The organism is Ferruginibacter sp. (genome assembly GCF_049840995.1).
Taxonomy (GTDB): Bacteria; Bacteroidota; Bacteroidia; order Chitinophagales; family Chitinophagaceae; genus Ferruginibacter.
In genome coordinates this window covers 821,672-842,800 of the sequence record NZ_JASGIP010000004.1, presented here as the reverse complement: position 1 = coordinate 842,800, position 21,129 = coordinate 821,672, and the positions used below count along the sequence as shown (strand labels likewise).

The following is a 21,129-nucleotide window of genomic DNA, read 5'->3' as shown; positions in this document are numbered from 1 at the left end:
CTATATCAACAAAAAGACAGGGTTTTTATTATCAACGGTTGTATAATTTTATGTGAAAGCACACTCCTGCCATCCTGTCATAATTTATACGATTTGATGTATCTTTGCACTCTTAAAAAAAGCGGCAGATGCTGGAAACACTGACACATAAAGAACATGACGAAGCCAGGCAAGGGGAAGCCTATGCGCCTTTTTCCAACGAGGTGAACACATTTAAAAAGCATTTTTACATAGAAAGCTATGGCTGTGCCATGAACTTTGCCGACAGCGAAGTGGTGGCGTCCATACTGAATGAAAGGGGTTTTGGCGCTACCAGGAACGTGGAAGATGCCGACCTGATCTTCATCAACACCTGCAGCATCCGCGATAAAGCGGAGCAAACGGTTAGAAAAAGACTGACCGAATTCCGCAAATTTAAAAGGAGTAATCCTTCTTTGCTGGTGGGTGTACTGGGCTGCATGGCCGAAAGATTAAAGGCCCAATTCCTGAACGAAGAAAAACTGGTGGATATGGTGGTGGGGCCTGATGCTTACCGCAGCCTGCCCGGTCTTATTGAAGAAGCCGAGACCGGCCAGAAAGCAGTGAATGTGTTACTGAGCCGTGATGAGACCTATGCAGATATTGCCCCCATCCGTTTGAACAGTAATGGCGTGAATGCTTTTGTAAGCATCATGCGGGGCTGCAACAATATGTGCAGCTTTTGTGTTGTACCATTTACCCGTGGCCGCGAAAGAAGCCGCGATGCCGCCAGCATTGTGAACGAGTGTAAAGAATTATTTGAACAGGGATACCGTGAAGTGACTTTGCTTGGACAGAACGTGGATAGTTATCACTGGATCGATGAAAAGAATAACGAGACCGTTTCCTTTGCCCTGCTGATGGAAAAAGTGGCGTTGATATCGCCGTTGTTAAGAGTAAGATTCTCCACTTCGCATCCAAAAGATATTACGGATGAAGTGTTGTTCACCATGGCGAAATACGAGAACATCTGTAACTATATTCACCTGCCGGTGCAAAGCGGCAGCAGCCGTGTGTTGCAGCTGATGAACAGAACATACAGCCGCGAATGGTATATCGCCAAAGTGAACCGCATCCGCGAAATATTGCCCGATTGCGGACTGAGCACCGATATGATCACCGGCTTTTGTACCGAAACGGAAGAAGATCACCAGGCATCTTTAAGCCTGATGGAATATTGTAATTACGACCTGGCCTACATGTATTTTTACAGTGAGCGCCCGGGTACTTTAGCAGCAAGAAGATTTAAAGATGATATCCCGGAAGAAGTGAAGAAAAGAAGACTGCAGGAAATGATCGACCTGCACCGCATTCATTCATTACAAAGTATGCAGCGGGATGTGGGCAAAACATTTAAGGTATTGATAGAAGGCACGAGTAAAAAAGATGAGAACGAATTGCAGGGAAGAACGGATCATAATAAAGTGGTGATCTTTCCAAGAGCGCATTTTAAGAAGGGAGAATATGTTTACGTAACAATAGATAAATGTACCGCCGGCACTTTATTCAGTAATAAAGCGGTAGGAGTAAAAGATTAATTTAAAGACAAGCAAATGGATCTACAAAGTATTAAAAACCGTTTCGGCATAATCGGCAATTCGCCGGCATTGAACTATGCCCTGAATATAGCAGCACAGGTAGCCAATACCGATCTTTCGGTTTTGATAAATGGTGAAAGTGGTGTGGGTAAAGAAGTTTTTTCACAGATCATTCATGCCTTATCTGCAAGAAAACACAATCCTTTTATTGCGGTTAACTGCGGCGCCATTCCCGAAGGAACTATTGATAGTGAATTATTCGGCCATGAAAAAGGAAGTTTTACCGGTGCGGTAGACAGTCGCAAGGGTTATTTTGAAACAGTGAACGGTGGTACTATTTTTTTAGACGAGATCGGTGAAATGCCGCTGGGTACGCAGGCACGTTTACTTCGTGTACTCGAGGCCGGTGAGTATATCCGTGTGGGTTCATCCAAAGTGCAGAAAACGGATGTAAGGGTAATTGCTGCTACCAATAAAGAGCTGATAGAATTTACACAGACCGGCAAATTCAGGGAAGACCTGTATTACCGTTTGAATACCGTACCCATCAGGGTGCCTGCTTTACGCGACCGGAAAGAAGACATTCCTTTACTGTTCAGGAAATTTGTGGCCGACTTTGCAGACAAATACAAAGCGCCACCGGTGCAGCTGGATGATGAAGCAAGAAATGTACTGGTCAATTATACCTGGCCAGGCAATGTGAGAGAGTTAAAAAATATTGCAGAACAGATATCCGTATTGAGCCAGAATAAAAATGTAAATGCAGTTCAGTTAAGAAATTTTTTACCGGAACATAATTATTCCCGCCTCCCGGCATTATCCGGTGGCGCCAGTACCGTAAGCCAAACAGAATTTGCCAACGAAAGAGAAGATCCTGTACAAGCTGTTCTTCGACATGAAGAAAGATGTGAACGAACTGAAGAAAATGTTCTTCGATCTTTTACAGAATCCCGGTATGGCCACACATGCACCCGTATTTGCCGACGAAATGAAAGAGTACAATGGCGGCAACGGTAATGTATTACCCGCAGTTACCAACCAGCCGGTAATTCTTCACCAGGGTGGCAACCACGATGATATCCACCATCATGAAGATGTGGAAGAATCGCTGAGCATCATGGATAAAGAAAAAGAACTGATCATTAAAGCCCTCAAAAAACATAAAGGCAAACGCAAAGATGCTTCGCTTGACCTTGGCATCAGTGAAAGAACATTATACAGGAAGTTGAAGGAGTATGATATTGAGGAGTAAGAATGGCAGATACTTTCACAACCTTATGCCTTATCGCTTCTTTAACAAAAAAACTACAATAATCTGAGTAATTTGCTGCTTATAAAAATGGAGACGCTTTTAAAAAGATCAAATAACATGGGTTTACTATACAGCAAATGGAAATTATTGATTGCCTGCTGTTTTATTTTATTATGCTTCTCCTACTCCACCTGCAAATACGGTTTTAAAGACACTGCCCCTATACCACCCGAAGTAAAAACATTCCGGGTAAACCCACTCACCAACCGGGCGCAATATGTAAACCCGCAGCTGGCTCCGCAGATAACCGAAAAACTAAAGCAGAAGATCATCAACACCACCCGCCTGCGGCAGACCAACAGCGATGATGCCCATTACGATATCAGCGGTAATGTAAGCCAGTATTATACCAGCACCACCGGTATCACCGGCACCAATGCATCCACCAACAGGCTCAATATTTCTTTCCATCTTATTTTTAAGAACACACTGGATGAAAAAAAGAATTTTGAAGCAGATGTAAGCACCTATGTCGATTTCCCTGCATCACAAAGTCTTGCACAGGCAGAAGCGGGCAACCTCACCAAGATCGTCGGCAATATCGTGGACGAGATATTCAATAAAATCTTTGCCAACTGGTAAAAACAATTGGCTGTTTGTGCATTGTGTTTTAGTTTTGAATAATGCAGCATTCCGCTTTACTTGAAGTATTGTTAAAAGAAAAAGATCCCGGCATTACCGATAAATATCTTTTGGAGAAGACCGCCAGGCAATACCCTTATTTTTCACCCGTTCAGTTTTTTTACCTGCAGCAGTTAAAGCAGGAGGATGCCGCTTACCAGCAACAGGCAACCCGAACAGGCATTTTGTTCAACAATCCTTACTGGCTGCATTTTCAATTGCAGGAAGAAGAAGCGGTGGAAGTCATCGTTCCAAAAGCATTTATTGAGGCAGAAGAGCCCGAGGCAGCAACAATACCTGTAAATGAAACCGAGGCCATCACTGCAGTAGCGCTTGCACAAACATTGCCGGAGGATAGCATTACTGATACACCGGCTACTGAAGATAATACTGCTTTGGATACCTCTGCTGAAGAAGTGATAATCCCCAATGAAATAACCGAACCGGTGATGGAAGAACCGGTGACAGTGGCAGAGACAAGTGAAGCCACAACTGATACCATACATATTGCTGAAGAAATACAGGAAACCACCTTGCCCATTACAAATGATACAGAAGAAATAACAGCAACAGCGGAAACAGCGTTACCTGCAGAGACTATTGAAGACACGAGTGCCGAGGAAATTGCACAAACCGAATCAACTATTGAACCTATGAAGATCAACATACCTGCGCCGGTAATACCGCAGACATCCGGCAATGAACTCAGTTTTGAGCCCATGCACATGGTGGATTATTTTGCATCGCAGGGCATTAAACTCAGCGAGGATGCGCAAACGGCTGATAAGCTGGGCAAACAGCTGAAAAGCTTTACCGAATGGCTTAAAACCATGAAGAAGATACATGCCCCTGCAGCGGGTGTACCTGCTGTAAACCAGGACATTACGGTACAAAACCTGGCCGAAAAAAGCAATAAGGAAGGCGAAGTGGTCACCGAAGCCATGGCCGAGGTGCTGGCCCAGCAGGGTAAGGCGGGTAAAGCGGTGGAAGTGTATAAAAAATTAAGTTTGCTCAATCCCTCCAAAAACGCTTACTTTGCAGCCAAAATTGAACAATTAAAAGGATCGTAACATGTTAATTTTATTCGGAGTTCTAGTGATCATAGCTTCTGTAGTATTGGGCCTGATCGTATTGATACAGAATCCAAAAGGTGGTGGATTATCAGCCAGCCTGGGTGGTTTCAGCAACCAGCTGATGGGTGTAAAACAAACCACAGATGTATTGGAAAAAGGTACCTGGTTATTTGCGGCTATCGTAGGTATCCTTTGCCTGGTATCTCCTGCATTTATGAAAAAACCTTCTGATTCTAATATATTAAAAGACGTAAATGCTCCGGCAAGGCAGGCCGCCCCTGCTGCACCTGCAGCTACACCAAACGCTACCGTTCCAATGACCGGAACTGGGGCTGCAACTCCTCAAAAAACTGACAGCGTTAAATAAGCGTAATTTTATAAAAATATTTAAAGGCCCCGATGGTAACACCGGGGTTTTTTATTTTACTTTGAAAAAAATTGATGCCGGCCATTCAGATTGTACCGCATTGATCAAAAGCCAAATCTTATAGCAGGAATGAAAAAGAAAACAATACTCTCCGTACTCGCCATTTTACTGATCGCCGGTGGTTTTATATGCTGGAAATTATTTGGCCCCGCTGTATCTGCACCCGAAAAAAAATATTTTTATATCCATACCGGCGACAGTTATGAGACCATCAAAACAAATCTTGCAGCAGAAAAAATAATCAACGGCGAATTCTGGTTCAACCTCGTAGCCAAAAAACTCGATTATCCCAAGATGGTAAAAGCCGGCCGTTATGAAATAAAGAATAGCATGAGCATCTTTAACCTGGTGCGTATGTTGCGGGCAGGCAATCAATCGCCGGTAAACCTGGTGATCACCAAGCTGCGGACAAAAGAAGAACTGGCCAAAAAGATAGCAGCTAATTTTGAATGTGATTCATTGAGTATGATCAGTTTTTTGAACAATGAAGATTCACTCAAAAAATATAATTTAGACAGCAACACCATAATGACTGCTGTAATACCTAATACCTACAGCATTTTATGGAACACCGCTCCTGCAAAGATCTTTAAAAAACTGTACAACGATCAGCAGAAATTCTGGAACGATGAACGCAAACAAAAAGCCGCTGCATTGAACCTGACGCCTCAGCAGGTGTACACAATGGCAAGTATTGTGGAGGAAGAAACGGTTATGGATGCAGACAGGGGCAATGTTGCCAGTGTTTATATCAATCGCCTCAGGAAAGGGCAGAGATTGGAAGCAGATCCCACTATAAAATTTGCTTTACGCAATTTTGCCTTACAAAGAATAAGAGATTCTCATAAACAGGCAGCAGCAAATTCCCCGTACAATACTTATTTCAATGCCGGTTTACCGCCGGGTCCTATCTGCACCCCCTCTGTAAAAAGTATCGATGCGGTTTTAAATGCACCCAGCACCAACTATATTTTCTTTGTGGCAAAGCCAGACTGGTCAAGGCTTTCCAACTTTACGGATGATTACGAGGTGCATAAGATCAATGCCAGGAATTATCAGCATTTCCTGGATAGTGTAAATATAAAATGAGATTAGTATCTTGTACACTGCATGACAAAACTGGAACGCATACTGGTGACCAAAACACCATTTGCTTTTATCTTACGCAAAAGCAAGCACTGGTACCTGCCGGGCTTTGAGGGCGTTCCGTTATACGATGTAATAAAATTCTTTTACAGGCAGATAAAAACTGTGGGACTTACGGAAAGGGCCGCAGCCATTTCCTACAATTTTATCATGGCTATTCCGCCTTCTTTTTTATTCCTGTTCACTTTAATTCCCAATCTTCCGTTCATTTCCAGGAAGAGCATGAAGATACAGTTGCATGCGCTCATCACTGATATCGTTCCTGCAAAAGGATACAACAGCAACATCATAAAATTTGTAGATTCTTTTATTGATGGCAACAAGATCGGCCTGTTGTCATTTGGTTTGATACTGGCATTATTCTTTGCTTCCAATGCCATGATGGGTTTGATGCGTTCGTTCAATAAAAATTATATCGGCTTCGAAAAAAGAAAAGGATTACATACCCGCTGGATAGCCATCCGGCTTACCGTATTAATATTTGGTTTGGTGCTGGGCTGCCTGCTGTTGCTCATTACACAGGGTGCTGTATTAAAATGGTTCGGGGTAAAAAGCGATTTCTGGAAAGACTTTATTTATTATGTGCGGTGGATCGTGATCATTGCGCTGGTGTTTTATTCCATTGCATTCATTTATAAATATGCGCCGGCAGTTCAAAAAAGATGGATGCTGGTTTCTCCGGGCACCATATTGGCCACCTTCTTAAGCCTGGTGGCAACTGTAGGATTTTCAGCTTTTGTTAACAATTTTGGCCGTTATAATGCACTGTATGGCTCCATCGGTACCATCATTATGTTAATGGCGCTTATCTTCATCAACTCACTCGTATTACTCATTGGCTTTGAATTGAATGTAAGTATCAAATCACTCCGCACCATTGCCGGCAACCGCGAAGCCGAAGAAAAAGCAAGGGCTTCTGCCAAACAAATTACATAAGTGGTTTTTTGTTATTCGCTGTATTTGCTAACTTTATTTGACTGAGTTTTATTAAACAAATCAAACAATAACCTCCATAAAATTTAATGGTATGAAAAAGATACTCTTGTCATTAACCGTTGCAGCATCACTGGCAGCAATGGCATTTACAGCAAGCGAAGTATTGCCCATTGGCAGTGCAATGCCCAAGGCAGATCTTAAGCTGAAAGATATTTCCGGTAAAGAAGTTTCGATAAAAGATGTAAAGAAAGATAACGGCGTGCTGGTAATGTTCAGCTGCAATACCTGCCCTTACGTGATCAAGAACCAGCAGCGTACGCTCGAAGCAGCGGCTTATGCAGAAAAGAATAATATCGGCATGATCATTTTAAACAGCAATGAAGCACAACGCGGCGAGGAAGACAGTTATGAAGCCATGAAAGCTTACGCCAAAGAACAGGGTTACAAATGCAATTATGTGGTAGATAAGAACAATGAACTGGCTGATGCTTTTGGCGCTAACCGTACACCGGAATGCTTTTTATTTAACAAGGACCTGAAACTCGTTTATCATGGCGCTATCGATGATAATCCAAGTGATGCAGGCGCCGTATCACGTAAGCACCTGGAAGCTGCCATGCAGCAATTGGTATCCGGCCAGGAAATTTCGGTGAAAGAAAGCAGGAGCGTTGGCTGTGGCATTAAGCGCAAGGGATAAACTTTAATAAAACAGTTTTTCAAAAAGATATTTTCTTAACAGGAAATATCTTTTTTTATTTCCGGCAACAGCAAAAAATTAAAACGGGATTAAATTTATTTGTTTTACTGCGTTTTGCTGTTAACGATATTACAAAGTTGATGCTGCCCTCTTTTACGGAATTGTTTTTGTGTTTAGTTTTAGAAAAACTTCTGTATGAAACATATTTACTCCCTCGTGCTTTCGGGCGCACTTTTAATATTATTTTCTTCCTGCGCCAAACTAAATCCCGAACATAAGATAATCGGCAACTGGAAACTGGATGATGTTGTTAAACGCAGACCTTTTAACAACGATCATTTACTCACCGGCTTTGAGCAAGGCTCATTCTCCTTTTATGATAACGGTAATGCGGTGTACCAGGATACGGTCACACTCTCCGGCTATTGGGACATGCGCCGCGAATACCGCGGCTATTACGATGGTAACGGCGATTACCGTAATGATAATACGCTTGTGTTGCGTATAAAACTGGTGAATTTTACCACCAACCGTTTTATCGATTGGGAGTTTGATGACTCCCAATTTAAAAGAAGCAGTGACCGCCTGGATGGTTTTATTTATAACGGCCTTACCAGCTACCAGTATTCTTTCCGCAGGCAGTAATGTATTTTAATCAGTACCTTCATCAAAAATAAACAGATGAAGTTTGAATATAAGATACTCACTGTATCGAGAGAGCACATGAAAAGCGGGAACTTTCAAACAGAGATGCTTGAAAAGTTCAACGACTATGGAGAGCAGGGCTGGGAGCTGATCAGCACTGAAGGTTTGAACACCAGTTCATTGCTGTGGAAAGTTGCCGAAACAACCGAACTGGTTTTTATTTTTAAACGTTCAAAATAAGATCAACTTTTAAACAGGAGATATTTTTATAATTTCTCCAGGAAGCTTTTTAGTTCTTCAACAGCTGTACCTATTTTAACGCTTTTCTTTTCATGCGTGAGTTGTTCTTTGATGCTCTCAGGAATTTCCACCGTTTGGCTGATAATGGGTTCCACCACATCAAAGAATTTTACGGGATGTGCCGTTTCTAAAAATATACCTTTATCGTTGGGGTTATTATTTAAATGATCCTCCAGCGCCCGGTAAGCAACGGCACCGTGTGGATCGCACAGATAATTATGTTGCGTGTAAACTTCCAGCAATGTTTGTTTGGTGATATCATCACTTACACTGCAGCTGCTTACTTTGGCTACCAGTTCACCAAACTGCTGATGAAATAATTCCATAATCCTTACAAAATTACTGGGGTCGCCCACATCCATTGCATTGCTGATGGTGGCTACTGCTTTCTTAGGTTTATACTGCTGCGTTTCAAAATATGCAGGCACCACGTTATTGGCATTGGTAGCCGCAATAAAATGTTTTACCGGAAGGCCCGAAGCATTGGCGAGCAAACCTGCGCAGATATTGCCAAAATTGCCACTGGGCACACAGATAACAGGGGCATCATTTTTTTGTGCCCATTGTTTGTAAGCAAAGAAATAATAGAACTGTTGTGGCAACCATCTCGCCACATTGATAGAATTGGCTGAAGTAAGAAATAATTTTTTATTCAGCTCTTCATCCAGGAAAGCTGACTTTACCATCCGCTGACAATCATCAAAATTGCCTTCCACTTCCAGTGCATGAATATTATTACCCAAAGTGGTGAGTTGCTTTTCCTGTACACTACTCACTTTTCCTGAAGGGTACAATATCACCACTTCCACGCCATCCACATTATAAAAACCATTGGCAACAGCGCCGCCGGTATCGCCACTGGTTGCCACCAGTACCGTAACTTTTTTATCGCCGCCTTTTACAAAATGCCCCAGGCAACGGCTCATGAACCTTGCGCCAATGTCTTTAAAAGCCAGCGTTGGCCCATGATACAATTCCAGCGAAGCAATGGTATCGCTCACTTTTACCAATGGTATTGGGAAATTCACCGTTTCCTTCACAATATCAAAAAGATCCGCTTCCGCAATGGTATTGCCCACATATGGTTTTATCACTTCAAAAGCAATGGCTTCATTGCTCATCTTTTCTATATCACCTATCAGTGATGGCAACACCTGCGGTATACTTTCCGGGAAATACAATCCCTTATCCGGCGCCTGCCCGTTGATGGTGGCATCTTTGAAATTTACGTTGGGTGATATTTTGTTTAAGCTGTAAAACTCCATGATCTTTTAATTTCGAATTTGCGAATATCGAATGTCGAACTTGCGAATATCGAATTTTGAATATTATTAATTTTGTTCCTTCTTCTCAGTACTGACCACTCACTACTCACCACTGACCACTCACGCCTCACACCTCACACCTCACGACTCACGACCCTAACTCCTCCTCTGTTCACCGTAGTTACATGCGTATGATACTCCACACCAATGCCATCATAAATATCTTTCATGATCTGCTCTACTGCTTTGGCGGTTGCTTCTTCTTTGCTTAACATGAATACGGAAGGGCCGCTGCCGCTGATACCACCACCCAGTGCACCTGCTTCTTTGCACTGTTTTTTTATAGCATCAAAGCCGGGTATCAAAATACTGCGGATAGGCTCTATGATCACATCTTCCAGGCTTCGGCCGATCAGGTCATAATCACTCTGCAAAAAACCGGCCACCAATCCTGCAATATTGCCCCATTGCTTAATGGCATCTTTCAGCTAGTACTTCCTTGCGCAGTATCTGGCGGGCATCCGATGTTTTTACTTCAATCTGCGGATGTATAACGGTGACGTATAAGTGCGGAGGCGATAATTGTACAATATCCAGTGGAAAAATAGAACGTATCAGCGTAACACCTCCATAAATGCAGGGCGTGATATTATCGGCATGCTTTACACCACTGGCCACTTTTTCGCCATTCATGGCAAAGCGCACCAGGTCCTGCTTAGAGAAAACATTATTGAGCAAATGATTGGCGCCAACCACAGCCCCTGCCGAGCTTGCCGCACTGGAACCCAGGCCACTGCCGGGTTTGATGATCTTATTGATGGTAAGATCGAAGCCGATATTTTTATTCTCATATTCTTCCATCAAGGCGAGCAACGCTGCACCGGCAACATTTTTTTCCGGTTCTTCGGGCAGGCCGTAACCATCTATATGCTTTATCCTTAGTCCCGGTTCATCGCTTAAGGCCAGTTCCATTTCATCCTGCGGATCATTCGATCGCAAGGCCCAGTATATCAAAACCACATACCAGGTTGGCAATTGTTGCAGGTGCCAGTATTTTAATTTTTTCGCTCATATTTATTAAGCTCTTTATTTTAAACCCAACATTTCAATTCCATTTCGTAATTAAGAATCAGCTTCTTTTCATTGTTTTCAAAATATTCTCCATAATCAGTTCCCCCTTTAAGAGGCGGAGGGGGTATTAATTATGAGTAGCTCTTATAATATCCGCAAAAACACCACTGGCTGTTACTTCCGCTCCTGCACCTGCGCCCTTTACCACCATTGGTTGATCGGTATAGCGATTGGTGTAAAATAACACAATATTATCCTTGCCATACAAATGATAAAAATCATGTGCCGGATCAATATGCTGTAATCCAACGGATGCCTTGCCGTTTTCATAAGAGGCCACAAATTTTAATTTATTGCCTTTTGCAGCAGCTGCTTCGTAAATGGCTTTAAAATGCGCTTCCTGTTTTTCCATCTCTGCATAAAAATTCTCTACCGAGCCCTGCATACAACTGTCAGGCATAAACGAATTATTGCTGATATCATCCATTTCTATCTTTTCTCCGCTTTCCCTGGCCAGTATCATTATCTTACGCATCACATCCTTACCACTCAGGTCCAGCCGCGGATCCGGTTCTGTGTACCCTTCATCCTGCGCCTGCTTTACCACTGCTGCAAACGGTCTTGTGCCATCATAATTGTTGAACACAAAGTTCAATGTACCACTCAGCACCGCCTGCATTTTATTGATCTTATCACCACTGCTGATCAGGTCGTTCAATGTGCCTATTATCGGCAAACCTGCGCCCACATTGGTCTCAAACAAAAAGCGGGCATTGTATTCCCTTGCGCTGTGCTTCAATGTTTCGTAATAAGTATAGGCCGATGAGCAGGCCACTTTATTACAGGCCACTACCGCAATACTTTTCTGCAACAGTTTATTATAACAGGTTGCCACCACATCGCTTGCTGTTACGTCCACAAAAATAGTGTTGCGCAGGTTCTTTGCAATGATGGTATCGATATATTCGTTGATGGTACCGGATGGTGCAGTTTCCAATAATGTTTTCCAGTTGTCAAGATCAATGCCTTCATCATTCAGCAATGCTTTTTTACTGTTGGTCAGTCCCACTACTTTTACCACCAGCCTTTTGCTCGATTTTAAGAAGGTTAATTGCTGGTTGAGCTGTGCCAGTAATTTTCCGCCTACATTTCCGGCGCCTGCAATAAACACATTCACCTGTTTGTAAGTGGTCTCAAAAAATGCTTCGTGCAATACATTCACTGCTTTGCTTACATCGCTCAATGCTATCACTGCAGAAATATTTCTTTCAGATGATCCCTGTGCAATGGCACGTATGTTCACACCATTTTTTCCCATGGCGCTGAACATCCTGCCCGCAATACCGGTATGGCTTTTCATATTATCCCCCACCAGCGCTACGATGGCCAGTTCTTTCTCCACAAACAACGGTTCCACTTTTTTGGTTTCTATTTCATAAGCAAAAGCATTGTCCACTACCTGCTTGGCCAGCAATGCATTGGTGCTTTCAATGGCTACGCAGATAGAATGTTCAGAAGAACTTTGTGTAATAAGAATTACATTGATCTTATGATTGGCCAATGCTTCAAATAATCTTTTACTAAAACCGGGAATGCCTACCATACCACTGCCTTCCAGGCTGATCAATGATATTTTATTGATGCTGGAAATACCACGGATCGCACTGCCGTTCGTCATCGATTCGTTCTGTATCACGGTGCCTTCATCTGCCGGGGCAAAAGTATTTTTTATCCATACCGGTATATTCCTGCTCATTACCGGTTGAATGGTGGGCGGGTAAATTACCTTGGCGCCAAAATGCGACAGCTCCATTGCTTCCTGGTAAGATATCTTCGGTATCAGTTTGATATTGCTTACAATTCTCGGGTCTGCTGTCATCATACCGGATACATCGGTCCATATCTCCAGCACTTTTGCATCCACTGCACCCGCAATGATCGCAGCCGTATAATCACTGCCGCCCCTGCCCAGGGTAGTGGTGGTGCCATTGGCATCCGACGCTATAAAACCCGGCAGTATAAAAAGTGAAGCAGTTGCCTGTGAAAAATAATCATTGATCGTTTCGTTGGTCTTTGCAAAGTTCACGAGTGCAGCGCCAAAGCTGCTGTCGGTGATGATCAATGTTCTTGCATCTTTCCATTCTGCATCAGTGCCTACCGATTTAAATTTCGCTGTTATCAATTGTGATGACAACAACTCTCCATAACTTACGATCTTGTCTTTGGTACGCTCCGATAATTCGCCCAGCAAAAAGATACCATTGCAGATATCTTCTATTTCGTTGCACATTTTTTTTACGTTGCTTAACACACTGCTTTGCTGCGTTACCGGTATCAGTTCCTTAACGGTATTCAAATGCCTTGTTTCAATTTCCTGCAAATTGGTTTTATATGCTTCATTGCCCAATGCAGCCAATCCTGCACATTGCAGTAAAAGATCTGTAATACCACCCAGTGCCGAAACCACCACTACTAATTTTTCCGTACCGGTCTTTGATCGCACTATTTCAACTACTTTATTGATATTTTCTGCGGATGCCACTGAACTGCCCCCGAATTTTATTACCTGCATTTTGTATTTTTTAATGATATAGAATAGTCTTCCTTAAGAAAACAGCTTTGAGCCCAAGTGATGATATGAAAGTGTTCAATCCGCTTAGCGGATTGTAATGGTAAAAATTGTAGTGGCACTGAAATGATGCACTATCTTTGAAGAGGGAGTAATATGTGATTTGCTGTATTTCATTTAAACAGAACTCAAAGATATAAAAAATGATTGGATATTATCAAAATATTTTTCATCTTTGTTGACCGATTGCTGCTATTTTTATCATTTTTTTGAATTTTTAATATAAAATATAATGGATCATCACAGTTCGAGGGGTTTGCAGCAGTTCAATAACAATGTGGGCATCAAGTTTCAGCTGTATAACAGCCTTTTCTCTTCCCTTCCCTTTCACCGTATTGAAAAAACAGGGATGCTGTTATCGGTATTGCTGAACAATTGCGACGAGGGCTTTAAGAAGAAGATGAACCCTACGGATATCATTGATGAATTTTTCGATAAGCATACTTCTTTAAAGGTGGAGAAAGAAAAACTGGATATGCTGTTCCGCATCATACAATTTGTGGAGCGCCAGGTGGTTTTGTTTGATGCTTTGGAAGATGCCGCTTTTACCGATGTACGGGATACTGCCGGTGCCGGTACTTTAAAGCAACTGGAACTGGATGTGATCAAGAACAACAAAGAAAAAGAACTGGAAAAAAAATTACAGGACTTTTCGGTGCAGCTGGTGTTAACAGCACACCCTACACAATTCTATCCCGGCTCTGTGTTGGGTATCATCAACGATCTTTCCAAAGCGCTGGCAGAAAATGATGCTTCCCGGATAAATATGTACCTGCAGCAATTGGGCAAAACGCCTTTTCTGCAAAAGCAGCGCCCAACTCCTTACGATGAAGCGGTAAGCCTTATCTGGTATCTTGAAAATGTTTTTTATCCCGCTACCGGCAGGATCACTTCGTTTTTAAAAAATCAATTCGGTAATAATGTTAACAACAGCAAACCCGTGATCAATATGGGTTTCTGGCCCGGCGGCGACAGGGATGGTAATCCTTTTGTTACTGCAGAGATCACCCTTCGTGTAGCCCATGCATTAAGGGGCAGCATCATTAAATGCTATTACCTGGAAATAAGAAGGATCAAACGCAGGCTTACTTTTAAAGGCGTGGATGTTATCTTGAATGGTTTGGAAAAACAATTGTACGATAATATTTTCATTCCCGGTTATCAAACTGATATCAGCCGCGATTATATACTGGATGAACTGAACAAAATAAAAGAGATCATCATTTACCAGCACAATGGTTTGTTCCTGCACCTGGTAACAGGGCTTATCAATAAGGTAAATGTTTTTGGATTGCATTTTGCCACACTCGACATAAGGCAAGAAAGCACCGTGCACAACAATGTGCTGGAAGCCATACACGGCGCGGCTTACAGCAAACTGAACAATGAAGAAAAATTAAAATTCTGCACCGAAGCGCCGGAAGTGATAGCAGGTAATAAATATGAAGATGCACTGGTGCAGGATACCGTGACCAATTTATACGGCATTAAAAAGATACAGCAGCTGAATGGTGAATCAGGTTGCAACCGTTACATCATCAGCCAGTGCAACAGCGCTTTGAATGTGCTGGAAGTATATGGCCTGTTCTTAAGCTGCGGATGGAAAGCAGCTTCACTGTCAGTAGATATTGTACCACTGTTTGAAACAATTGATGACCTGCAGCATGCAGAAAACATCATGCGTATTTTATACAGCAATCCTGTTTACCGCAAGCATGTGCAGCAACGCAACAATAAACAAACTATTATGCTGGGCTTCAGCGATGGCACCAAGGATGGTGGCTACCTGATGGCCAACTTCAGTATTTACAAAGCCAAAGAGGCGCTTACAAAAGTATCGCAGGAGTTCAATATCAACGTGGTGTTCTTCGATGGACGTGGTGGTCCTCCGGCACGTGGTGGTGGTAAGACACACCAGTTCTATGCCAGTATGGGCAAGAATATCAGCAATAAGGAAATTCAATTGACCATACAGGGACAAACGGTGAGTTCCAATTTCGGCACCATCGATTCGGCACAATACAATATTGAGCAACTGATCAATGCCGGTATCAGCAACGACCTGTTCAGCAATAAAACGATCACGCTACAGCAGGCAGAAGAAGAACTGTTGATACAACTATCGCAAAAAAGCTTTGAGGCATATACTGAATTAAAAACGCATCCTGATTTCCTGGATTATCTATCGCATATAAGCCCGGTAAAATTTTACAGCGAAACCAATATTGCCAGCAGGCCCAGCAAGCGGAACAGCGGTAGTAAATTGACTTTAAAAGACCTGAGAGCCATCCCTTACGTGGGCGCATGGGCGCAATTGAAACAAAATGTAACCGGTTATTACGGTGTTGGTTCTGCACTTTCCGCTATGGAAAAAGCAGGCAAATTTGCAGAGGTAAAAAAATTGTACACCAATTCTCTTTTCTTCCGCACATTAATGGACAATTGCGAGATGGCGATGAAGAAATGTTATTTCCCGCTGACGGAATATTTAAGCATGGATAAAAAATATGGAGAAGTGTGGAACAAGATTTACCAGGAATATGAACTCACCAAAAAATATGTACTGCAGTTAAGCGGCAGTAACGAGCTGATGAGCAATTATCCTGTAGACAGTCAATCTATTGCTATGAGGGAAAAGATTCGTATTGCCATTGCTTACCATTCAGCAATATGCGATCAATAAAATGCGGGAAATGGAAGAACAACTGGTTACATCGCCCTTAAAAGAGACTTTCGAAAAACTGGTGATCCGTTCTTCATTTGGTATCATCAATGCGGGAAGAAATTCTGCGTAAAAAATATTCAACTTAAAAACAGCAGCCTGTATTTATTGCAGGCTGTTTTTTTATGGGTATCCACAAAAAAAGAGGGCCTCTATAGAAATAGAAGCCCTACTAAACGATTGCTTGCCATATTGAAAAAGACGTAATTAGAATTTATATACTGCGGCCAGTAAACCGGTAGCAGTAGATTTGATGCTGGAACCATTGCTCTTGGTGTAAATAGCAGCCTGTGATGATTCAAACCTCAATTCAGGTATAATGGTCAGCGGACCTACTTTGCAATTCACCGAAAGTGTATTGGCGAAAATATTCTTTGTACCAAAATAGACGGTCTTGTTGTCGCTGATATATTCGCTCCTTAAAGTAAGGCCCACTTTATCTGTAGGATCAAAGTTGAAGTACAATGCATTACCTACCCAGCTGCCGCTGCTGCCGGATACAGGTTTTCTCGATTGTACGGTACCGTTATACCCGATATTGAATTTACTGCTGATAGTACCCAGCACCACCAGGTCCACCTGGTTCAAAGATTTTAAACCACTTGGGTTATTACCAGAATCAGATCCGCCAAAGCCGGAATAGTTGAGGTAGAATTTTAATTTACCATTTTTAGTTCCGCCGCTGAACTGTGCGATCAGGTTATTAACGGTAGTGGTGGCCGTGCTCTGGTCAGTATAGTTAGTGATACCGATCATGAAGGCAACAGGACCTGCAGTGATATCCGTTTTTAAACCGGTATGAAAGAATGGTCCGTTAGTGAACATATAACTCATGCTGTAGTTCCTGTTCAAAGGAGCATCCAGCAATTCGTAACCAACATGGGTGGCAAATTTACCCATGGTGAATTTTACTTTGGAAGATGGCGCATAAGTAACAAATGCCTGCTTCACATTGGCCAGCGTTAAAAAACCATTTTTACCGGCGGTGGTAGCACCGTCATTGTAGGAAAATTCTTCTGCCCTGCGGCCAAAACCAAGATCAACAGTGGCGCCTACTTTGCCCGACATGGCAGTGGCGTCGGCCCTCAGTGAAGCCATGCCCAATTCAAAAGAACTCTGTGAATTGGTGAAGCTGGTGTAGTTGTTTGTTTTACCGGAAAAATTATAACGGTAGTACGCATCTACAGAGCCGGAAATGGCGAGAGTTTTAGTAGTGTCCTGGGCCTGTGCATTAAAAAAGAATACGGCAGTGGTGGCTGCAAGAAAGAATTTTCTTAACATTGTAATTGATTTTAGTTATTAAATAAGAGGTACAGCCCATGAACTTTGTCCAGAAGTTCATACAGCGGTTGTACCTTTTTTATGGTTCAATAAGGTCCTTCTGTAAAAAAGAAATGTAGAGATTTGGTCATGCTCCAGCCTGGAAATTCAGCATACATCATCTGCCTTCAAGTACCTGATAAGCAAACTTTTTTTGAAAAATTTCCAACTGTTATTAACGGGATCTGCACGGTAACCGGGATCTGAATCATGCATCAGATCCCGGACCGGCGAGAATTATTTAGTCGTGTACCAATGTTTCGGTAACGGTACCACCAGACTGTACCAATAAGGTACCCTGGGTATATTTTTCTGCGTGCTGAGATTCATCAAGACCCAACAGCTCATCTTCCTGGCTAACACGGATCGGTAAAATGAAGTTGATGAATTTAAAGATCAGGAAGGAAACTGTAAAGCTGTATGCCACTACAATCACCAGCGCTTTTAACTGGGTAAGGAAGAATGCAGTACCACCGTAGAATAAACCATCGGCGCCTGCACCGTTCACACTTTTAGTTGCGAAAACACCGGTCATTAACATACCAACCATACCACCAATACCGTGGCAAGGGAATACGTCCAGCGTATCATCCAGTTTTGATTTTGATTTATAGTATACTGCAACATTAGAAACAATGGCAGCAAAGAAGCCGATGAAGATACTTTGAGGGATAGCAACAAAACCTGCAGCTGGTGTAATAGCCACCAGGCCTACAACCGCACCGATACAAAAGCCCAGTACAGATGGTTTTTTACCTTTTATCACATCAAAGAACATCCAGCTTAAACCGGCAGCTGCAGCTGCAGTGTTGGTGGTTGCAAAAGCAGAAACGGATAAAGTAGAAGCTGCCAGTGCAGAACCTGCGTTAAAGCCGAACCAACCGAACCATAATAAACCGGTTCCGATCAATACGTAAGGGATATTAGCTGGTGGAATTTCTTTATGTTCCATATGCACCTGCCTTCTTTTTAATACCAATGCACCGGCAAGGGCTGCACAGCCTGCAGAGATATGTACCACGGTACCACCGGCAAAATCCAGTACGCCCCACTGAAACAGGAAGCCTTTTGGATGCCAGGTCCAGTGTGCCAAAGGAGCATACACCAGTAAGCTGAACAATACAATAAATAAAATGTAGGCAGTAAATTTAATACGTTCTGCCACCGCACCTACTACCAGGCCCGGTGTAATGATAGCAAACATCAATTGAAATAAAGCAAACAGTAAAAGCGGGATCGTTAAAGCCGTACCACCTTGTAAGATGGGTGCACCGGAAGCAACACCTTTAAAGAACAGGTGCGTCATCGGGTTGCCGATAAAACCACCAATATCTTCGCCAAAGCAGAGGCTGTAACCAACCGTAACCCACAATACGCTTACCACACCGGCAGCCACCACGCTTTTTATCATCGTACTGATCACATTTTTACGGTGTACCATTCCACCATAAAAAAATGCCAAACCGGGCGTCATTAAAAATACCAGGGCTGTTGCAACAATGATCCATGCAACATCAGCACCGTTAAATTTGCCATCGTCAAAGTTTGGTAAGGACGGGATAAATATAGCAGCTATCGAAACAACCGCTAAAACAAAGAAGGGGGCTAATTTGGTTAAACTTAAACTTTTCATGCTTTGTTTGATTTTTTACATTAATTTAAATAATATATGTTTCTATCTAAACAAATATAAACTTTAAAGCAGAAAACTTCATGATTTTTTAATGTAATTTTTAAAAATATAGAAAAAAATCAATCGCAAACGTTATCATTTGATATTATTTAATAAAAAACGCTTACAAAATATCATATAGATTTATTAATAATATATTAAGCATAAAAAAGCCCCATTATTTTAACAATGGGGCTTAAAAAGTATTGGTTTGTAATTATTTAGCGTAAAAAACTGTCTTTTGACTCCAGTAATGAGCTGCCCATCAGGAATTCGTCTACTTTCCGGGCACATTCCCTGCCCTCGCTGATGGCCCAAACCACCAGTGACTGGCCGCGGCGCATATCGCCGGCCGTGAATATTTTAGGGATACTGGTCTGGTATTCTTTTTCGGTAGCTTTTAAATTACCCCGGTCATCCAGCTCCACTTCCAGTTGCTGCACCAGGCCCTCGTGCTGTGGATGCACAAAGCCCATGGCCAGTAAAGCCAGTTCGCAGGGGATCACTCTTTCACTATCGGCACGCTCCACAAATTTGGCCGGCCTGCCGTCGTCGCTTACCTGCCATTCCAGGTCCACAATTTTCAGCGCTTTCAGGTTGCCGTTACCGTCACCTATAAATTCCTTGGTGGAAATGGCCCAGTTACGGTTCGCTCCTTCTTCATGCGAAGAGGATGTTTTCAACGTCATCGGGTAAGTTGGCCATGGCATGAAAGCTGTTCTGCTTTCCGGTGGCTTCGGCAATAATTCAAATTGTGTTACTGATGTGGCTTTATGACGGTTGGATGTTCCCACACAATCGCTGCCCGTATCTCCCCCACCGATCACCACTACATTTTTGCCGGTAGCAAATATATCTTCTGCACCTACTTCAATATTAGATACCCTTTTGTTCTGTTGCTTTAAAAATTCCATTGCATAATGTACCCCTTTCAGCTCCCTGCCGGGTATCTTCAGATCCCGTGGAATGGTAGAGCCACCTGCCAGCACGATCACGTTGAACTCCCGCAATAATTCATTGATGCTTACATTCACCCCCACATTCGCATTGCAGCGGAACACCACACCTTCTTCTTCCATCAATTTTATCCTGCGGTCGATCACCCATTTTTCCAGTTTAAAATCGGGTATGCCATACCGTAATAATCCCCCGGGTGCATCATCTCTTTCAAACACCATTACATAATGGCCTGCATAGTTCAGTTGTGCTGCCGCAGCAAGCCCTGCAGGACCACTGCCCACCACCGCTACTTTTTTACCGGTGCGTACAATTGATTTTTTGGGTTGTACAAATCCTTTATCGAAAGCGATCTCGATGATATGCTTTTCTATCTCTTCAATAGTAACAGCTGGTTGATTGATACCGAGCACGCAGGCAGATTCGCAGGGTGCAGGACAAATGCGGCCGGTGAATTCCGGAAAGTTATTGGTGGAAGCTAAAATATCATAGGCTTCCTTCCATTCTTTACGGTACACCGCATCATTGAATTCGGGAATGATATTACCCAGCGGGCAACCATTATGACAAAAGGGTACGCCACAGTTCATACAGCGGCCCGATTGCTCATTCAGTTTTTCTTCTGAATACCGTTGTACAAATTCATTATAATCATTCAACCTTTCCTCTACTTTTCTTTTAGAAGGAAGTTCTCTTGTAAATTCTAAAAAACCTGTTGCTTTGCCCATCGCTGTTTTAATTTTAAATTTTCTTTTGCTCTACCTGGATTTGTTTATTCTC

The 21,129-nt window shown here is 42.6% G+C and carries 17 protein-coding genes and 1 pseudogene; 11 read left to right on the top strand and 7 right to left on the bottom strand.

Translation table 11 applies throughout. The features are described 5' to 3' along the window. Positions 1-128 precede the first annotated feature (128 nt). From miaB to QM738_RS14335, 10 genes and pseudogenes are all read left to right on the top strand, one after another. A complete protein-coding gene (gene miaB, locus QM738_RS14380) occupies positions 129-1,556 on the top strand; it encodes a tRNA (N6-isopentenyl adenosine(37)-C2)-methylthiotransferase MiaB (protein WP_462277421.1) in 1,428 nt (475 codons plus the stop codon). Positions 1,557-1,571: 15 nt separating this feature from the next. Then, a pseudogene (locus QM738_RS14375) lies at positions 1,572-2,808 on the top strand (sigma-54 interaction domain-containing protein). Between the two features lie 117 nt (positions 2,809-2,925). Further along, complete coding sequence (gene lptE / locus QM738_RS14370; RefSeq protein ID WP_462277420.1) at positions 2,926-3,450, top strand: LPS assembly lipoprotein LptE; 525 nt, start codon at positions 2,926-2,928, stop codon at positions 3,448-3,450. 41 nt (positions 3,451-3,491) lie between these two features. Continuing rightward, a complete protein-coding gene (locus tag QM738_RS14365) occupies positions 3,492-4,559 on the top strand; it encodes a hypothetical protein (RefSeq protein ID WP_462277419.1) in 1,068 nt (355 codons plus the stop codon). Position 4,560: 1 nt separating this feature from the next. Next, positions 4,561-4,929 (top strand): preprotein translocase subunit SecG, encoded by a 369-nt coding sequence (secG, locus tag QM738_RS14360; RefSeq protein ID WP_462277418.1) that lies wholly within the window; start codon positions 4,561-4,563, stop codon positions 4,927-4,929. 129 nt (positions 4,930-5,058) lie between these two features. Beyond that, complete coding sequence (gene mltG / locus QM738_RS14355) at positions 5,059-6,078, top strand: endolytic transglycosylase MltG (protein ID WP_462277417.1); 1,020 nt, start codon at positions 5,059-5,061, stop codon at positions 6,076-6,078. Between the two features lie 21 nt (positions 6,079-6,099). Then, positions 6,100-7,071 (top strand): YihY/virulence factor BrkB family protein, encoded by a 972-nt coding sequence (locus QM738_RS14350; protein ID WP_462277416.1) that lies wholly within the window; start codon positions 6,100-6,102, stop codon positions 7,069-7,071. Between the two features lie 91 nt (positions 7,072-7,162). Then, positions 7,163-7,768 (top strand): thioredoxin family protein, encoded by a 606-nt coding sequence (locus QM738_RS14345; RefSeq protein WP_462277415.1) that lies wholly within the window; start codon positions 7,163-7,165, stop codon positions 7,766-7,768. 195 nt (positions 7,769-7,963) lie between these two features. Next, positions 7,964-8,413, top strand: coding sequence for a hypothetical protein (locus QM738_RS14340; RefSeq protein WP_462277414.1), 450 nt, complete (start codon positions 7,964-7,966; stop codon positions 8,411-8,413). Between the two features lie 36 nt (positions 8,414-8,449). Continuing rightward, the gene (locus QM738_RS14335) at positions 8,450-8,653 is read left to right on the top strand and encodes a DUF4177 domain-containing protein (protein WP_462277413.1); all 204 of its coding nucleotides are present in this window, start codon (positions 8,450-8,452) and stop codon (positions 8,651-8,653) included. Between the two features lie 26 nt (positions 8,654-8,679). Here QM738_RS14335 and thrC read toward each other — a convergent pair whose 3' ends face one another. The 4 genes from thrC to thrA form a co-directional block, all read right to left on the bottom strand. Beyond that, entirely contained in the window at positions 8,680-9,978 is a 1,299-nt protein-coding gene (gene thrC / locus QM738_RS14330; RefSeq protein WP_462277412.1) for a threonine synthase, read from the bottom strand. A 134-nt stretch (positions 9,979-10,112) separates the two neighbouring features. Further along, entirely contained in the window at positions 10,113-10,424 is a 312-nt protein-coding gene (locus tag QM738_RS14325; protein ID WP_462277537.1) for a hypothetical protein, read from the bottom strand. A gap of 25 nt (positions 10,425-10,449) precedes the next feature. Then, positions 10,450-10,998, bottom strand: coding sequence for a homoserine kinase (locus QM738_RS14320; RefSeq protein WP_462277411.1), 549 nt, complete (start codon positions 10,996-10,998; stop codon positions 10,450-10,452). Positions 10,999-11,176: 178 nt separating this feature from the next. Beyond that, complete coding sequence (gene thrA, locus QM738_RS14315; protein WP_462277410.1) at positions 11,177-13,621, bottom strand: bifunctional aspartate kinase/homoserine dehydrogenase I; 2,445 nt, start codon at positions 13,619-13,621, stop codon at positions 11,177-11,179. Positions 13,622-13,910: 289 nt separating this feature from the next. On the opposite strand from thrA, the gene QM738_RS14310 reads away from it, so the two are divergent. Beyond that, positions 13,911-16,361 carry a phosphoenolpyruvate carboxylase gene (locus QM738_RS14310; protein WP_462277409.1) on the top strand — a complete coding sequence of 817 codons (2,451 nt, stop codon included), beginning with the start codon at positions 13,911-13,913 and terminating at the stop codon, positions 16,359-16,361. Between the two features lie 246 nt (positions 16,362-16,607). Here the strand turns inward: QM738_RS14310 and QM738_RS14305 are convergent, their stop codons facing one another. The 3 genes from QM738_RS14305 to QM738_RS14295 form a co-directional block, all read right to left on the bottom strand. After that, positions 16,608-17,681, bottom strand: coding sequence for an outer membrane beta-barrel protein (locus tag QM738_RS14305; RefSeq protein ID WP_462277408.1), 1,074 nt, complete (start codon positions 17,679-17,681; stop codon positions 16,608-16,610). A gap of 280 nt (positions 17,682-17,961) precedes the next feature. Then, positions 17,962-19,353: an ammonium transporter gene (locus QM738_RS14300; RefSeq protein WP_462277407.1), complete on the bottom strand. Its 1,392-nt coding sequence runs from the start codon at positions 19,351-19,353 to the stop codon at positions 17,962-17,964. Between the two features lie 260 nt (positions 19,354-19,613). Beyond that, positions 19,614-21,077 (bottom strand): glutamate synthase subunit beta, encoded by a 1,464-nt coding sequence (locus tag QM738_RS14295; protein WP_462277406.1) that lies wholly within the window; start codon positions 21,075-21,077, stop codon positions 19,614-19,616. Positions 21,078-21,129: the final 52 nt, after the last annotated feature.

Bases quoted from the DNA above. Each gene is read 5' to 3' on its own strand.
- secG (WP_462277418.1), top strand. From the start codon at position 4,561: ATGTTAATTTTATTCGGAGTTCTAGTGATCATAGCTTCTGTAGTATTG.
- mltG (WP_462277417.1), top strand. From the start codon at position 5,059: ATGAAAAAGAAAACAATACTCTCCGTACTCGCCATTTTACTGATCGCC.
- QM738_RS14335 (WP_462277413.1), top strand. From the start codon at position 8,450: ATGAAGTTTGAATATAAGATACTCACTGTATCGAGAGAGCACATGAAA.
- QM738_RS14305 (WP_462277408.1), bottom strand. From the start codon at position 17,681: ATGTTAAGAAAATTCTTTCTTGCAGCCACCACTGCCGTATTCTTTTTT.
- lptE (WP_462277420.1), top strand. From the start codon at position 2,926: ATGGGTTTACTATACAGCAAATGGAAATTATTGATTGCCTGCTGTTTT.
- QM738_RS14300 (WP_462277407.1), bottom strand. From the start codon at position 19,353: ATGAAAAGTTTAAGTTTAACCAAATTAGCCCCCTTCTTTGTTTTAGCG.
- QM738_RS14365 (WP_462277419.1), top strand. From the start codon at position 3,492: ATGCAGCATTCCGCTTTACTTGAAGTATTGTTAAAAGAAAAAGATCCC.
- thrA (WP_462277410.1), bottom strand. From the start codon at position 13,621: ATGCAGGTAATAAAATTCGGGGGCAGTTCAGTGGCATCCGCAGAAAAT.
- QM738_RS14350 (WP_462277416.1), top strand. From the start codon at position 6,100: ATGACAAAACTGGAACGCATACTGGTGACCAAAACACCATTTGCTTTT.
- thrC (WP_462277412.1), bottom strand. From the start codon at position 9,978: ATGGAGTTTTACAGCTTAAACAAAATATCACCCAACGTAAATTTCAAA.
- QM738_RS14295 (WP_462277406.1), bottom strand. From the start codon at position 21,077: ATGGGCAAAGCAACAGGTTTTTTAGAATTTACAAGAGAACTTCCTTCT.
- QM738_RS14340 (WP_462277414.1), top strand. From the start codon at position 7,964: ATGAAACATATTTACTCCCTCGTGCTTTCGGGCGCACTTTTAATATTA.
- QM738_RS14310 (WP_462277409.1), top strand. From the start codon at position 13,911: ATGGATCATCACAGTTCGAGGGGTTTGCAGCAGTTCAATAACAATGTG.
- miaB (WP_462277421.1), top strand. From the start codon at position 129: ATGCTGGAAACACTGACACATAAAGAACATGACGAAGCCAGGCAAGGG.
- QM738_RS14345 (WP_462277415.1), top strand. From the start codon at position 7,163: ATGAAAAAGATACTCTTGTCATTAACCGTTGCAGCATCACTGGCAGCA.